Source organism: Actinomadura scrupuli (assembly GCF_050971785.1).
Classification (GTDB): Bacteria; Actinomycetota; Actinomycetes; order Streptosporangiales; family Streptosporangiaceae; genus Actinomadura_E; species Actinomadura_E scrupuli.
Genome location: NZ_JBPCCU010000002.1, coordinates 1,169,622 through 1,183,444 on the forward strand (window position 1 = coordinate 1,169,622; position 13,823 = coordinate 1,183,444).

The 13,823-nt window shown below is 70.5% G+C and carries 12 protein-coding genes; 8 read left to right on the top strand and 4 right to left on the bottom strand.

What is annotated here, in order from left to right:
• Window positions 1–50 precede the first annotated feature (50 nt).
• Both ACRYCC_RS13105 and ACRYCC_RS13110 read right to left on the bottom strand, forming a co-directional pair.
• On the bottom strand, window positions 51–3,983 hold the full coding sequence (locus tag ACRYCC_RS13105) for a peptidoglycan amidohydrolase family protein (RefSeq protein ID WP_433811662.1): 3,933 nt from the start codon (window positions 3,981–3,983) through the stop codon (window positions 51–53).
• A gap of 97 nt (window positions 3,984–4,080) precedes the next feature.
• Window positions 4,081–4,743: a hypothetical protein gene (locus ACRYCC_RS13110; protein WP_433811664.1), complete on the bottom strand. Its 663-nt coding sequence runs from the start codon at window positions 4,741–4,743 to the stop codon at window positions 4,081–4,083.
• Between the two features lie 155 nt (window positions 4,744–4,898).
• On the opposite strand from ACRYCC_RS13110, the gene ACRYCC_RS13115 reads away from it, so the two are divergent.
• The 8 genes from ACRYCC_RS13115 to ACRYCC_RS13150 all read left to right on the top strand — a co-directional run bounded on the left by ACRYCC_RS13115 (window position 4,899) and on the right by ACRYCC_RS13150 (window position 11,861).
• Window positions 4,899–5,501, top strand: coding sequence for an ECF transporter S component family protein (locus ACRYCC_RS13115; protein ID WP_433811666.1), 603 nt, complete (start codon window positions 4,899–4,901; stop codon window positions 5,499–5,501).
• 97 nt (window positions 5,502–5,598) lie between these two features.
• Window positions 5,599–6,852 carry a hypothetical protein gene (locus tag ACRYCC_RS13120; RefSeq protein WP_433811668.1) on the top strand — a complete coding sequence of 418 codons (1,254 nt, stop codon included), beginning with the start codon at window positions 5,599–5,601 and terminating at the stop codon, window positions 6,850–6,852.
• A 29-nt stretch (window positions 6,853–6,881) separates the two neighbouring features.
• The gene (locus ACRYCC_RS13125) at window positions 6,882–7,211 is read left to right on the top strand and encodes a hypothetical protein (RefSeq protein ID WP_433811670.1); all 330 of its coding nucleotides are present in this window, start codon (window positions 6,882–6,884) and stop codon (window positions 7,209–7,211) included.
• A 103-nt stretch (window positions 7,212–7,314) separates the two neighbouring features.
• Window positions 7,315–9,102, top strand: coding sequence for a type IV secretory system conjugative DNA transfer family protein (locus ACRYCC_RS13130; RefSeq protein ID WP_433811672.1), 1,788 nt, complete (start codon window positions 7,315–7,317; stop codon window positions 9,100–9,102).
• Window positions 9,099–9,797 carry a hypothetical protein gene (locus ACRYCC_RS13135; RefSeq protein WP_433811674.1) on the top strand — a complete coding sequence of 233 codons (699 nt, stop codon included), beginning with the start codon at window positions 9,099–9,101 and terminating at the stop codon, window positions 9,795–9,797. Before ACRYCC_RS13130 ends, ACRYCC_RS13135 begins: the two co-directional genes overlap by 4 nt.
• Entirely contained in the window at window positions 9,772–10,422 is a 651-nt protein-coding gene (locus ACRYCC_RS13140) for a hypothetical protein (protein WP_433811676.1), read from the top strand. Before ACRYCC_RS13135 ends, ACRYCC_RS13140 begins: the two co-directional genes overlap by 26 nt.
• A 40-nt stretch (window positions 10,423–10,462) precedes the next feature.
• The gene (locus ACRYCC_RS13145; RefSeq protein WP_433811678.1) at window positions 10,463–11,152 is read left to right on the top strand and encodes a TIGR00266 family protein; all 690 of its coding nucleotides are present in this window, start codon (window positions 10,463–10,465) and stop codon (window positions 11,150–11,152) included.
• Complete coding sequence (locus ACRYCC_RS13150; protein WP_433811680.1) at window positions 11,145–11,861, top strand: NERD domain-containing protein; 717 nt, start codon at window positions 11,145–11,147, stop codon at window positions 11,859–11,861. Before ACRYCC_RS13145 ends, ACRYCC_RS13150 begins: the two co-directional genes overlap by 8 nt.
• Window positions 11,862–11,952: 91 nt before the next feature.
• On the opposite strand, the gene ACRYCC_RS13155 is transcribed toward ACRYCC_RS13150, so the two are convergent.
• Window positions 11,953–12,627: a hypothetical protein gene (locus ACRYCC_RS13155; RefSeq protein WP_433811681.1), complete on the bottom strand. Its 675-nt coding sequence runs from the start codon at window positions 12,625–12,627 to the stop codon at window positions 11,953–11,955.
• 46 nt (window positions 12,628–12,673) lie between these two features.
• Window positions 12,674–13,669, bottom strand: coding sequence for a sigma-70 family RNA polymerase sigma factor (locus ACRYCC_RS13160; protein ID WP_433811683.1), 996 nt, complete (start codon window positions 13,667–13,669; stop codon window positions 12,674–12,676).
• Window positions 13,670–13,823 lie beyond the last annotated feature (154 nt).

Consider the following 13,823-nt stretch of genomic DNA (forward strand, 5'->3'; position numbering starts at 1 on the left):
GCCGGTGGGCTCCCGGGCGGTCGATGGATCCTCCGCCCGGGAGCCGGTCGTCACACCGCGCTGGGGACGACCTTGCCGACCCAGTAGGCCGAGCTGTACGCGCGCTCGACCCTGGAGACGTCAGTGCGCGTGTTGGTGTGCACCTTGTAGCCGTCCGCGAGCTGCATGGCCACATGGCCCGAGTGCGGCTCCACCAGGTCGCCGGGCTGCGCCTGGCTCAGCGAGATCTGTTTCATCCACCGGACCACCCGGAACGTGCCCGTGGTCGGCGCGTTGCCCCGGTAGAGGTTCGGGATCGCACCGCTGTCCCGGTAGGCGCGCGAGACGAAACTCGAGCAGTCGGCAATGTTGGGCTCGTTGCGGCGCTCCATGCTGTAAACCCAGCCGAGGTGCGACAACGCCCACTTGATCGCCATCGCGGCCTGCGGGGTTCCGGCCTTGGCCACCGAGTCGACGCACAGCTGATGTATACCGATCTTGTCGGAGCCCGCCCGCAGCGTGTTCTGCGGGGCGTTCGTCGGGCAGCCGTCCGGTCCGATCGTCTGCTGGGTCGTGCCGGGGGTGCCCTCCGAAGTCGTGGCGGTCGCCAGTGAGCCGATCCGCTGACCCGCGCTGTTGAACGGTGAGATCACGCCGCCGAAGAACCAGGCGTACTCGATGGCGAGCTGCTCTACGGGGATGGAGACACCGCTGTTCGAGCCGAGCTTGGACCACACGTCGGTCGCGTCCGGAGCGATCGGGGCGTCGATCTCCTTCAGCGGGCGCAGCGCGAGTCGCGGGATGACCAGGGTGTCCTGGCCGACGACCGGATCGATCGGCTCGAGCGCCTGCTCCGCGGCCAGGTAGAAGTTCCCGAGCCCGTTGAGGTTGGCGGCGTTCGCGGTGTCGGTGCCGGCCAGGTCGGCGGTGACCTGCGCCATCGTCGAGTTGAATCCCGGCGCCCACGACCCGATCACGCACTCGGTGGTGTACCCGGGATCGGTGAGATCGCTCGCGGTCTCCAGCGCCGTCAGCTTCTGCTGCCAGGTGCTCAGCTCGGCCGCCTTGGGCGGGTCGTGCAACGCCGCGAACGCGGAGGCCTGCGGAGCGATCGCCTTCAGGAACCTGGTCATCACCTTGGTGCACTCGGGCGAGGCGGTGAACGACGCCCCGGGGCCGACCGCCGAGAAGAGCTTGAGATCGTCGCCCATGGCGATGTGCAGGTTCTGCCAGCCGCCGGCCATCGGCTGGAAGACCCCGAGGTCGTGGGCGCGCTTCGCGGGCTCTATCTGCTCCGTGGACAGCACGAGCGTGGCGGCCCCTTCGATGTTCTTCGCCACGTCGCACCGGTCGGTCACCTTGGCCGCCTCGGCCTCCTGCTTGGTCATCGGGAAGATGCCCTGTGCCGAGTCCTTGCCGTTGTCGCAGCCCTCGGTCTTCCACTTCCCGGCCCCGTAACTGACCGCCAGGGCCTCGTTGACCAGGAGCTCGGCGGCGGCGAACCGGTCGGTCTCGATGGTGTAGACGAACTTGTCGTCGACGTACTTGCCGCCGGTGACGACGGAGAGCTCGGCGACGCGGTTGGTCGCGCAGCGCCAGATATAAATGATCTTGAAGCTGACCGAGTATGGCTTGTCCGGCTCCTCCGGCGGCAGCGCGCACGGCTGGCCGGGCTGGGCGCTGCGGTCCATGAAGATGCCGGACACGCCGATGGCCTTGCTCCAGTACTTGCGCGCGTTCTCCTGGTCCTTGGGCGTGCCGTCGGGCACCCACTTGGGGCTCTCCGGGTCGCCGGCGACGCGGCGGGCCGCTTCGGAGAGCTTCCGGGCGGCGTACGCCGAGGAATCGCATGGGTTGTTGGGGTCCAGGTCCTGGTTTCGCATGTCGGCCGCCGCCGCCGGGCTGAGCAGGTACGGCCCGGTGCCCTGACCGCTCTTTCCGCCGATGACGGGGCTCGGGTTGGGGACCGGGCAGCCGTCGGCGTACAGGCCGGTGCCGAGAGCGCCCGGACCGCTGGGACCGCCCGAACCGCCCGGACCGCCCGAAGCATTGGAGACCACGGGACCGGCGGGGGTGCGGGGCATCGGGTAGGCGGCCGGCTGCGTGGCGGTGGCCGGGTGGCTCTGCGCCGCCTTCTGCATCCGCTTGATCACGTCATCGACGAAGCCCCAGACGGTCGGGTTGATGCTGCAGTTGTCGTTCGGGCACCGGCCCCACTGCGCGGGCGTGGGCGCCCAGATCGGATAGAAGTGGGAGACGATGACCTGCTGCCAGTTGTGGTACTTGTTCCAGCTCCTGAGGGTGTCCTCGATCTTCCGGCGGTCCTGGACGCTCGGCGGTGCGTCGCACGCCGTGGCGTACCCGCCGTAGTTGTTCCAGGTGCTCGTCAGGTACTGGTAGGCGCCGCAGGCGTCGCTGCCCTTCGGGTGGCCGGAGTTGTAGTTGCCGTTCGACTCGTGCATGCGCAGCGCCCACAGATACCAGCCGAGCTGCTGGCTGAGGTTTCCCGCGGGCGGCGCGGGGTGCGACGGTGACATCGACGCGGTGCTGCCCTCACCGCTGACGCCGGCCACCGGCCCCGGGCCTGCCCCGGTGGTGTTACCGATGATCGTCCCGTCGCCGACGTTGCCCCCGCCGCCGATCACGGTGACCGCGCGCCCGGGGTCGCGGTCGACGTTGTCGTACGGGCTGTAGCGGCCGAAGTCGGTCTGTACCTGGACGAGGCCGGCCAGGATCGTCCAGGGCACGATCGCGTAGTCGGGCTGCTGGGAGGTCCTCTCCGCCGCGGCCTTGAGAACCTCCTGCCAGCCCTTCGGTATGTACTGCGCGACCTTGGCGTTGGACTTGTCGTCCGGCTGCACCTCCGTCTGGTTGGCGGTCACCTCGGTCGCCATGATCATCATGATGAGCAGGAAGATGAGGGCGACCGGGAGCAGGATCGGCAGGCCGACGGCCAGGGCCACGACGTACTTGCCCTTGCCACCGCCCTCCTTCTCCCCACCGGGTGCCTTCTTTTCGTCCTTCTTCTTTTCTTTCGTGTCCTTCTTGGTGGCGCCGGGGCCCGCCGCGGCGGCCGTGGACTTCGACGACCGGAACCTGCGCCGCTTCTTCTTCTTGGCCGCGTCGGCCGCGGCCTGTTCGTCGTCCGCGGCCTTCTTGCCACTGGCGGCGTCGCCCGCCGCCCCGCCCGCGGCCCCACCGAGCACGCTGCCCGCGAGGCCGGCCGCGCCGGCACCCAGGGCTCCGCCCGCGAGGCTGCCCGCCGCTCCGGCCGCGCTGGTGCCTCCGCCGAATCCCGCTGGGGCGGCGCTCTCCGAGCCGGTGCGCCGCGGGTCCTTGCCGCGCCCGGCGTCGTCGCCCGTGCCGGGGTCCGATGCCGCTGCGGGTGCGGCGGCCGGTTCGGTGGAGAGCTGGTCCTCGTCCCGGCGCCCGGCGGCGCCGGACTTCAGCGGGTTCTCCTCCGGTCTCCCGGCGGCCAGGTCCGAGGTGGCACCGCCGGGATCCACGGACGTCCCGGCCGGCGGCCCGATCTCCACCTCGACCGGCCACGTCTCGCCGTCGGCGAGGCCGCCCGCCGGTTCCGATGAGGTGTTGTTCTGCGCGATGAGATCGGCGGCACGCTGCGGGGACTGCTCTGACGCCAGCATGCGGGGATCCGAGGTGTCCCCATCGTCCTCGACGACCGGCTCGGCATCCGGCTCGAGGACGACCGCATCGGCAGGCTCGCCGGTGGGCTCGAGCACGACCTCACCGGTGGGCTCGAGGACTGGCTCACCGGTGGGCTCGAAGACGGGCTCGCCGACGAGTTCGAAGGCGGACTCGCCGGTTCCGGTGTCGAGTTCGAAGGCGGATTCGTCGCCGGTCCCGGTGTCGAGTTCGAAGCCTGCCTCGCCGTCGGCGGTGGAGCCCGTGCCGTAGGCAGAGGGGGGAACCGCATCGTCCGGGAGACCGGACACCGAAGCCGGATCGGTGGGATGCTGCGGTGTGTTGTCCGCCTCGCTCACGCGGTACCTCACGGGTGTCGACTGGCCGATTACCGATCAGAAAGCCTGATCGGTGATGACCGTCCGCCGCCCTGATCCGCGGGCAACGTCCTGCGTGCTATTGCGCCGTCCTGATCGCGTAACCGCGGGAAGTGCGTTCGACCGTGAGCTGCACGAGGTAGGGCTTCGCGCCGCCGTCGTGGCTGACCGTCGCGCTGAACATGTACGTGTTGGTGCCGGTCACCGAGGGGTCGGTGACGGTGACCTGCCCGACCACCACTCCGCCCGGTGTCCTGGCCCGCTTCGGCGGCTTGGCCGCGCCGGCGAGCGGAATTCCCGTCCAGTCACCGGTCGCCTCCGCCTTGGCCGCCGCCACCCCCACGTTGCGGGCACCGGTCGGCACGACCGTGGACCCGCCGCCGGTGAGCGGCACCTGAGCCGGTGCGGTCGCGGCGAAGTCCGCCGCGGTGAACGCCGTCGGAACGGGGCCGGGGCCCGCCGGGGGCGCGGTGGCCGGGCCCGTGACGGATCCGGTCGCCGGTGCGGAGGGCGCCGCGGTGGGGGAGTACGGGTTCAACGTCTCCACCGCGTACCTGCGGGGGGACTGCCCCACCTTCGGCGATGACCCGTCGGCGAGGATCATGCCGACCACCAGGATCCCCCCGACCACGGCCAGGCCCACCCAGACCATGAGGTTCCACCACTCGGGCAGCTCGGCCGTCTCCCAGGGACGCCGCCGCTTCTGGAAGCCCTCGCGTACGTAGTCGGTCATCTTCGGCATGGTGTCGACCGTCGGCGGGCGGGACCGGTGGGCAACCCCCCGGCGGCGACTACTGCGCACGACCTCGCTGGGCGCCCCCCGGGTGGACCGGCCGGTGCGGGACTCGGTGGGCGAGGGCTGTGGCCATGTGCGCCAAGGCGCGCACGGTCGGTGCCATGAGCGAAGAATCCGACAACCGGGTACGCGGGCCGGTGATGCTCGCGGCCACCAACATGCTCAAGCCGCCGCCGGCCGTCATCGGAAGCCTGAACAAGGACATCACGCTGCCCCGGACGCTCAAGCTGACCACGGTCGTCGCCATGGGCGTCGGGACGGTGCTCGGGTTCATCCTGGCGCTGTTCATCGTCGGCCCGAGTCTCGAGGCTCTCATGTACGGCCCGACGCTCGGCGGCGCGATCGGGTGGGCCGCCTCCAACTTCTCCCCGCTGCCGGGAGAGTCACTGGCCAAGTGGATCGGCCTGCAGGCGAACAGCTCCCGCAAGCGGAAGCTGCTCGTCGACGGGGAGCCGGTCCGGCTCTACGTGGGCATCGCGCCGCTTCGCCGTACGGCCGCGGGAACCATCCGGATGATCCCCGGAGGGGTCCCGGTCGACGCCGTCCGCTGGGACGAGCGGGGCATTCCGCAGCAGGAGATCCCCGTGACAGAGCGGATCAACGGCCGCGCCGGCAGCGCCGCCAAGCTGACCGCGTCCACCCAGATGTCCAGCCAGAACCTTCGCGCCGGGCGGAAGCGGCGGAGCAGCGGACGGCGCAAGTGAGCGCCGCTCGGCCCGCTTCGCGTCGCCGGCCCCTTGCGGATCCCCGCGCCTGCCGAACGGTCCTCCCTGGCCGGGTGGAGAACAACAGGAGAGGCACATGCCAGAAGAGTCACCTACCCGTTTCACCATGGTGCCGGCCAGGCGATCCAGTGAGCCGACGGCCCGTAAGCGGGCCAGGCGAATCCTGGCCGCGTTGTTCCTGGCCGCGAGCCTCAGCGTCATCGCGGTCGGCGTCGCCATGGCCAAGTCGAAGCCCAAGGCGGATCTGTCGACGGTCGATCCCAAGGGACGGGACCTGGCCTACACGGCGGCGGTGAACTTCCTGTCCGGCATCCCGCAGAAGGTGCCGCACGCGACGTCGTTCGATCCGGAGGAGGCCGCCAAGGCCTCGCTCGGACCGAACTCCGGTGCCGCACCGGTGCCGCTGGCCTACCAGTCGCTGACCTGGACCGGGTTCTCCGTGCAGCACTTCGGCTCCGCGAAGGCCGGCTTCACCGACTTCGAGGTGCACCACTTCCTCGTCGTGCTGGGCAGCCCGCCGGGCATCGTCCCGCAGGGCGGGAAGGCGAAGCCGAAGGACGCTAACCCGCAGACGGCCGTCACGACGCGGCCGTCCACCCCGGCCACGGCCGCGGCCACACCGACGGCCCAGCCGACCGACCAGGGCGCCGTGACCCCGGCGACCCCGGCGACCCCCGTCGATCCCAGCGGGTCACCGACGCCCGCCGTGCAGTCACCGTCCCCCTCGGCCTCACCGTCGCCGGGCCAGACGAGCGTGGACAAGAACAACACCCCGGTGCCCGCCGACAACGTGGTGCAGGTGGACGTGACCGTGCTCGCCACCGAGGAGGGGCCGCGGCTCGCCGCCGCGCCCGCCCTCTCGGTCTGGACCGGCGGGGTCGGCCGCTCGGCGGGAGCGGGGGACTACACCAACTACACGACCCTCGTCACGGAGGTCAGTGACGAGGCGAAGGGCCAGATCGCCGCGTGGGCGAAGGCGTACGTCACCGGCGACTCGGCCGGGCTGCTGACCCTCACGGCGGACCAGAACACCAACCATCGCTACCTCGGCCTGTCCGGGTTCACGCTGCCCGACACGGGCAACGCCGTGCAGGTCCTGTCGGCGATCAAGGCCGACAAAGGACAACTGGTCGTCCGGGCGAGAGTTCTGCTTGCCAGGGCGGCCCCGGGCGGCACGGTCTCTAACGGCACCGCCCAGCAGTTCGTCACCTTCGCGGACTTCGACCTGCTCGTGGCGGCGCCGAACGGAGCACGACCCCTGATTCTCGCGTGGGGACCCGCGGGGTCCGCGGCTGAGCTGGAGCCGTACTCCAACGCCCTGACCTCCTGATCACCAACCACACACAAAGGAGACGTGACATGAACCTGATCCATCCCGCTGCAGCTCAGCTCCACGTACTCGCCATCGGGACCGGCGAGGACGGCGCCAACAACTTCCTCAAGTCCTCGATCGGCACCGCGGTGGTCGGCCTCTGCGGAGCGTTCGGCATCGTCGTCGCGGTCATCTGCATCATGCGGATGGTCAAGCACGTGAGCGGTGGCAAGCCGGGCGAGGGCTTCAAGGTCCTCGTGTTCGGCCTGCTCATCGCGGGCCTGCTGTTCAACCTGAACCTGACCATCTCCGGGGCCAAGAGCATGGGCGGCCTGGTGGAGAAGGTCTTCTCGAGCGTCACCACCGTCACAGGCTGACGGAGGACGGACCCCGGAACGAGGAGGAGCGATGGCGAACGGTGCCGGACCTGGGAACGCGCCGGGAGAGACGTCGGACAGCGTTGCCTTTCTCATCCTGGCTGTGATCCTGGCGGGCCTCGCCCTCTGCATCGTGGCCTTGGTGCCCGTGGTGTGCGCAGCGTTGATCTTTTTCACGCTGCGCCCGTTCCTGGGCCGCCGGGACTGGGTCATCGTGGCTCTCGCGGGCATCATCGGCTTCTCCTGGTATCTGCAGGACAACGCCCTCGGGTACGGCTGGTGGCTGCTGAGCTTCCTCAATGTGGGGGAGTCCTCGCCCGGCCAGGTGCCCGTCACGGTGCTGCTCTGCCTGGGAGCGGTGTTCGCGGGCATCAGCGGCGCGGTGCTCGGCTCGTCGATAGCCGCGCAGGTCCCCGACGCCGGTTCCCTCTTCCGCAGGAAGAAACTGGTCGAGGACTCGATCACGCCGAAGAAGAGCCGGCGGGAATCGCTGAAACGCCGGGTGGCCAAGAACGTGCCGATGCGCGAGATCCCGGCCATCCGCGGTCCCTACGCGACCGAGAAGAGCCGGAAACTGCCGCTCAAGGCCAAGACCATCCCCCTCGGCCTGGGCATGCGGGGCCGGCTCATCCGGCTGAGCACCCGCGAGATGGGCATGCACGGCTGTGTCGTCGGATCCACCGGAAGCGGAAAGACCATCACCCTGATGTGGATCATCGGGGCGGCCCTGGACATGGGCTTCGACGTCACCGTCCTCGACATGAAGGAGGACACCGAGCCGGGTGGCCTGCGCGACTTCCTGCGGGCGTACTCGTCGATGCACCAGGTGCCGCTGCAGGAGATCGCCCTCGGCGACGAGCAGCCGAGCTACTGGTTCAACGTGCTCGCGGACATGACCGCGGACGAGTCCTTCGACACGATCATGTCCCTGGTCGAGTTCGACGACGCCTACTGGAAGGCCCTGAACCGCAAGGTTCTGCAGCAGGTCATCCAGCTCTGTCACCAGGCCGCCGAGGTGGCACCGGAGCGGTTCACGCCGCCGACCATGCTCGAGCTCGGCAAGATCATGGAGCAGGGCAGGAACATGAAGGCCGCCGTCAAGGATCGGGTCAACGCGATCGACGCGGCCGAGGGATTCGGGTACTGCAAGAACAGGTACACCAACGTACTGACCCCGAGCGACGACGAGGCCAAGTCGGCTGGAAGCTTCGGCACCAAACTGACCGGTCTGTACGACTCCACCGCGGGGCGGCGCATCCTCGTTCCCGGCGGCGACCGGAAGATGATCGATGTGCGGCTCGGCGGGCTGACCTACGTCGGGCTGAACTCGCTCGGCCAGCCGGACATGGCCAAGATCCTCTCCTCGTCCGCGCTGCAGCGCCTGTCGGTCTACGCCGCCCAGCGCATCCAGGGCCGCGCCCCCAAGGACCGCCCACGGCTGATCGTGGTCGACGAGGCGAACTTCATCGCCCGCGACATCGCCATGAACATGCTCTCCCGGGTGCGGTCCGCGCTCTTCAACATGATCCTCTGCACCCAGGGCCCGACGGACTGGATCGACGCCGACGGCGATGACTGGTCGCGGCTGACGCAGAACATCAACTGGCTGATCGCCATGGCGCAGTCCTCACCGGAGTCCGCAGAGAAGTGCGCCGAGTTCCTCGGCGAGCGGGACAACAACCAGCTGTCCCAGCGGGTGGTCGACGGTCAGACCGTCGAGGTGGGCACCGTCGCCATGAAAGAGGAATTCATCGTCACCGCGAAGGAACTCCGGGACCTGGGCACCGGCGAAGGCTACCTGCGGGTCAACAAGCCCGAGAGCAGGGTCGCCTACGTGTGCATGCCGATGCGAACCCAGGAGCTGACCTGGTACGAGGACCAGCAGGTATGAGATTTCAACCGGACTTCCAGGAGGCCAAGGTGGACGCCGATCCCGACGACGAGCTCGCCGAGCTGAGGCAACGCGTCGCCGCCCTGGAGCGGCACACCCTGACGCTGGCCGCGGCACTCGACTGGTTCGGGCGCTGGGAGACGACCGGCGGCGAGCGGGTCACCTCGCTGCGCGCGGCCCGGATCGCCACCGGCCTGGCGGCCGTCGCCGAAGAGGACTCCGGCGTGGGCCGGGTGTTCGACCGGGCCCGTGACGGTGCGCGACTCGTCATCCACCCCGACCTCGCCCGGTTCCTCCAGGTGCCGGAGTGGACCCAGGTCGGGCGGGTCACCGCCGCCTTCGCCCGGCGCATGATGCTGGCCGTGCCGGCCTCCGCGGCCGGACGCCACAAGATCATCGCGCTGGCCGACGCGCTGGAGCGACTGTGCACGAGCGCGGGCGCCGGGTTGGTGGTCTCCGAGGATCCGGTCCGCACGATCCTCGACGACATCACCGATCCCACCCCGGCCTGCCGGGTCGCCGCCGCCAAGGATCTGCTGCGGGAGGAGAACCTGTCGGCGGCCATGCTGGACGGCGACGGAGACGGCGACATGGTGATCCGGGAGGCCCAGTCCACCGTGATCGTCGAGTTCCTGTGCGAACTGGTGGGCGAGACGGTGGAGGGGCGGCATGTCGAAGACCAGGACAACCGATAGCCCGCGGCCGCGGCCGCGGGCACGCGCGATCGCCCGGGAGACGGTCATCGTCGTCCTGCTCGCGGTCGTCCTCGCGGGGGCCTCGATCGGCCTGCTCACCCTCCAGTACGGGGGGCTGCGGTTCGGGGCCGGGGACCTGCTCACCGTCGGGCTCTTCGGGGTCGTGGTCGCGGCGGTCGTGCGCGCCACGGTGCGGCTGCACCGCCGCTGGAAGGCCGCCATCGGCCGGTTCACCGCGGCGGCGGCGCTGTGCGCGCTGGCCGGCGTCACCGGAGCCCTCGTCGTGCTGGTCCCCGCGACCTGCCCGGGCGACCTGCCCGGCTCGGGACGGTGCGGGGTGCAGGAGGCGGCCGCGTGGGGCCAGGTCGGAGGGGTGGCGGCCGTGCTCAACTTCATGCTCGCCGGCCTAGCGCTGGCCACCTTCAGGGCGGTCGGGAACGTACTCCGGGACAGCTCGGAGCAGAGCGTCGTGTGGATCCGGGCGGCCGTGGCCGCCTGGCGCCGCCGTGCCGGGAGACGGGCGCCCAGCGTGCCGCGCGGGCCGCAGGACCCGAAGGGCCGGCCGACCCCGCGCCGGGCGGACGCACAACGGGCCCGCCGCGACCGGCCGCGTGCCCGGACCTGACCAGAGCCCGCGAGAGCGCTGACCGGAGTCTAGGAGAGCTGTGCACATCGATGTCTCGTGCGGTCCCGCCTACGCGGCGGCGGTCTGCCATCTCGACGGCAACGAATCGGTGTTCGTCGAGCGCGCGGCCCTGGCCGCGCTCTCCGGCAACGTGTCGGTGACCGCCACTCTCGGCGGCGGTGGCCTGGTCAGAGGCCTCACCCGCCGATTGCTGACCGAGCAGACCCTCATCGTCGCCAAGTACACCGCCGCCCGGGGCGGCGGATGGGTGCGCGCCGCCCCGTCGTTCCCCGGTGACATCGCCGTGGTCGACATCGGCGTGACCGGGCCGCTGAAGGCCCTCTCCGGGGCTGTGCTGGCCTACGCGACGACGGTCGAGGTCACCACCCGCCCGTCCGGGGCCGCCCCGCTGATCCTGCACGGTGGTGCGGTCGCCGTCGGCCTGACCGGGACCGGTGAGATCGCGCTGTGCACCTACGGGGGCATCGAGCACCTCGAACTGGCCCCCGGCGAGACGGTGATCATCGACTCCGGCCACCTGGTGGCCTGGTCGGCCGGGATGAAGATGAAGATCGGGCCGCTCGGCGGGCCGCTCCGCTCCGTACTGACCGGTGAGTTCCTGGTCGGTGAGTTCCGCGGGCCCGGGCACGTCCTGATCCAGACCAGGGCTCCCAACCAGTTCCGCGGCTGGTTGTTCCCCGAACGTGTGGAGGGCATGGGCCATGTATGAGGTCGGCAGTCCCGGAGAGTGGGTCATCGGGCAGAAGTGGAAACGGCGGGCCTCCGGGTCACTGCGCGCGGCCGGGGCGGTGCTGCTGGGAGTCGCCGCGGCGGCCTCCTTCGTCGCCGTGGCGCTCGCCGGCGCACCGGTGTGGCGCGCGCTGGCGGCGGTGGCGGGAGCGGCCTCCGCGGCCGGCTGCTGGTACCTGTGGGCCGGGGCGCGGGACGCCCTCAAGCAGGCCGGCCAGGCCTCCGTGGGCGTCAGGTCGGAGCGCGAGGTGCGGAGCGTGCTCCGCGGTACGAACTCGGTCGTGGCCGCCGCGTACGGGCTCAAGCTGGGGGAGCGGGCCGGCGACTGCGACGTGGTGGTCTTCACCCGCGAGGGGGGCGCCGTGGCCATCGAGGTGAAGACCGGGCACGGTGTGGTCACCCTCGAGAACGGCACGATGCGGGTGGGCACCCGGCGGCTGCAGAAGAGCCCGACCGCGCAGGCGGGCGACCAGGCGCGCAGGCTGTCGCGGATGCTGGGCCGCAAGGCCGTCCTGGCCGTGGTGTGCGTCCCCGGCATGTCCAACCGGCCGTTCAGCACCGAGCAAGGGGTGTGGGTCTGTGCCAAGAAGGACCTGCGGGAGGTGCTCCGGCGGGCGCCGCGCGTGTTCGGCTCGGCCGCCGAGGCGGAGCAGACCATGAAACGGCTCTGGGAGAAGAACGCGACGTAGCCGACGGTGCGGCCGGTCAGGTGGCGGCTGCGTGGTGGGCTGCTTGGCGGGCGCCGTGACCGGCGCCCGGAAGCCCGGCGGGGGTTCCCCTTCAGGGGACGCGCGGATGCCAGATGATCGACGAGATCGTCAGCAGGACGCTTCCGCAGATGACGACGAAGGTCACGAAGCCGGGCCCGAACGACAGGCTCAGCGACGGCAGCCGGTCGGTCAGCGTCGCGACGCTCCCGGACGCGGGGGCGTCGTCGTCGGCGAAGTCGCCCACGAGGTCGTCCTCGGCGAACCAGGGGTCCTGCGCGGGCTCCTCCGGCCGGCTCTGACCGGCGTCGTGCGTCTGGCCCGCGCCCTTCGGCTGACCGGAGTCGTACTGCGGTGCCCCCCAGCCGCCCGGCGCACCGGGGGCCGAGGCCCGCATGCCGTTCCAGGTGCCGGCCGACGCGAAGGAATCCCACCCCTGGCCCTGCTCCTGGCCTTGTTCCTGCTTCTGGCCCTGCTGCCTGCCTGGGCCGCGTTCCTCGCCCTGACCCCGGTCCTGGCTCTGCGGGCCGGGCCCGGGTCCGGCGGGGGGCTCCTGGGGCTCGGTGGCCTTGGCGGACTCGTCGGGCCCTCCGGCGGACGGGGCGCCCCAGGTGGTGCTCTGGGTCCAGAAATCCCCGGGGTCGGCGGCCGGCGGTTCCGCTTCCTCGGTGTCGTCGATCAGGATCCACGTGTCGGCCGGGTCGGCAGACGGGCTCGACGGCGGTTCCTGTCCGTGATCTGCGTTCACCTGTCCGTCCTTCGATTGGTCTGAGTCAGACCGTCCGGAGGTCGGCTCAGACCGCATCCGCGATGGACGCGATGGAGTCGATGCGGGGCTCCAGGCCGTCGTGACGCGACGAGGCCGGGGCGGAGCAGCCAGGTGCGGGCGTCCCGTTGCTCATCGGCTGGTTCAGCTTCGCCAGCGCCTTCTGCTGGATCTGCCGTACCCCCTCGCGGGACAGCCCGAGACCGTCACCGATCACGCGCAGCGACTGCTCCGGCTCGCCGTCCAGCCCGAACCGGCGCATCAGCACGTAGCGTTCCCGCGCGTCGAGGCTGGGCAGCCAGTACTTGCTGATGGCACGGAGATCGAACCGGTGCAGGACCTCGTCCTCGATGTTCAGCGACGGGTCCGCCAGCCGCTCCTCCCAGGGGACCTCGTCCTCGCCGTGGCTCCCGCCGGGCGTGTGCAGGCTGTCGAGCCGCGGGGCGTCCACGACCCTGCGCACCTGGGCCTCGGTCACCCCGGCGCGCCTGGCTATCTCGGCGTAGTCCAGCGGAACGTCCTGTGCCGCCTCCTCCAGGTAGGCCCGCTCGGCGGCCAGGATCGCGGGGCGCTTCTCGAAGTCGCCCGGGTTGAGGTTGGGGTGATCCGCGTCACGGACGGCACGCAGGACCTCACGCTGAATGGGCTTGAAGGCCCAGCTGGAAAAAGGACCCTTGGCCGGGTCATAGGAGGAGATGGCCCACAACAGCCCGACCTTGCCGGCGCTCTCGAAATCCTCACTGTGTTCGGTGGACTTGGAGGTGAACATGGACACATACCTGCGGACCAGGCCGTAGTTCGCCACCATGATTTCGTACGTCAGGTTCTCGAACTCCCGCTCGGCTCTCCGCAACGCGAGCTCCGCGAGCATGTCCACCTCGCCCCCCTCACCTGCGCCGACGCTGGCGCGCAACACGGTGAGCCGCTCCTGGAGTTCCCTACGCCGGGCGAACAGTTCGTCGTTGCGGGCACGAAAGTCGTCGCTTGTCGGTCGGCTCTCACCAGGCGGCTGCACGATGTCCATATTGGTCCCCTTCGCGTGGCTCACTGCTGCGCTTAAGGGAGACCATGCCGTTAACCCTCCGAGCCCGATCGGGGCGTTGACATGATGGGTACTCGTCCCGGTTCGATCGCTGTGATAAAGGGGTACCCCCCACGGGGTCGTTCGCCTGGTCACC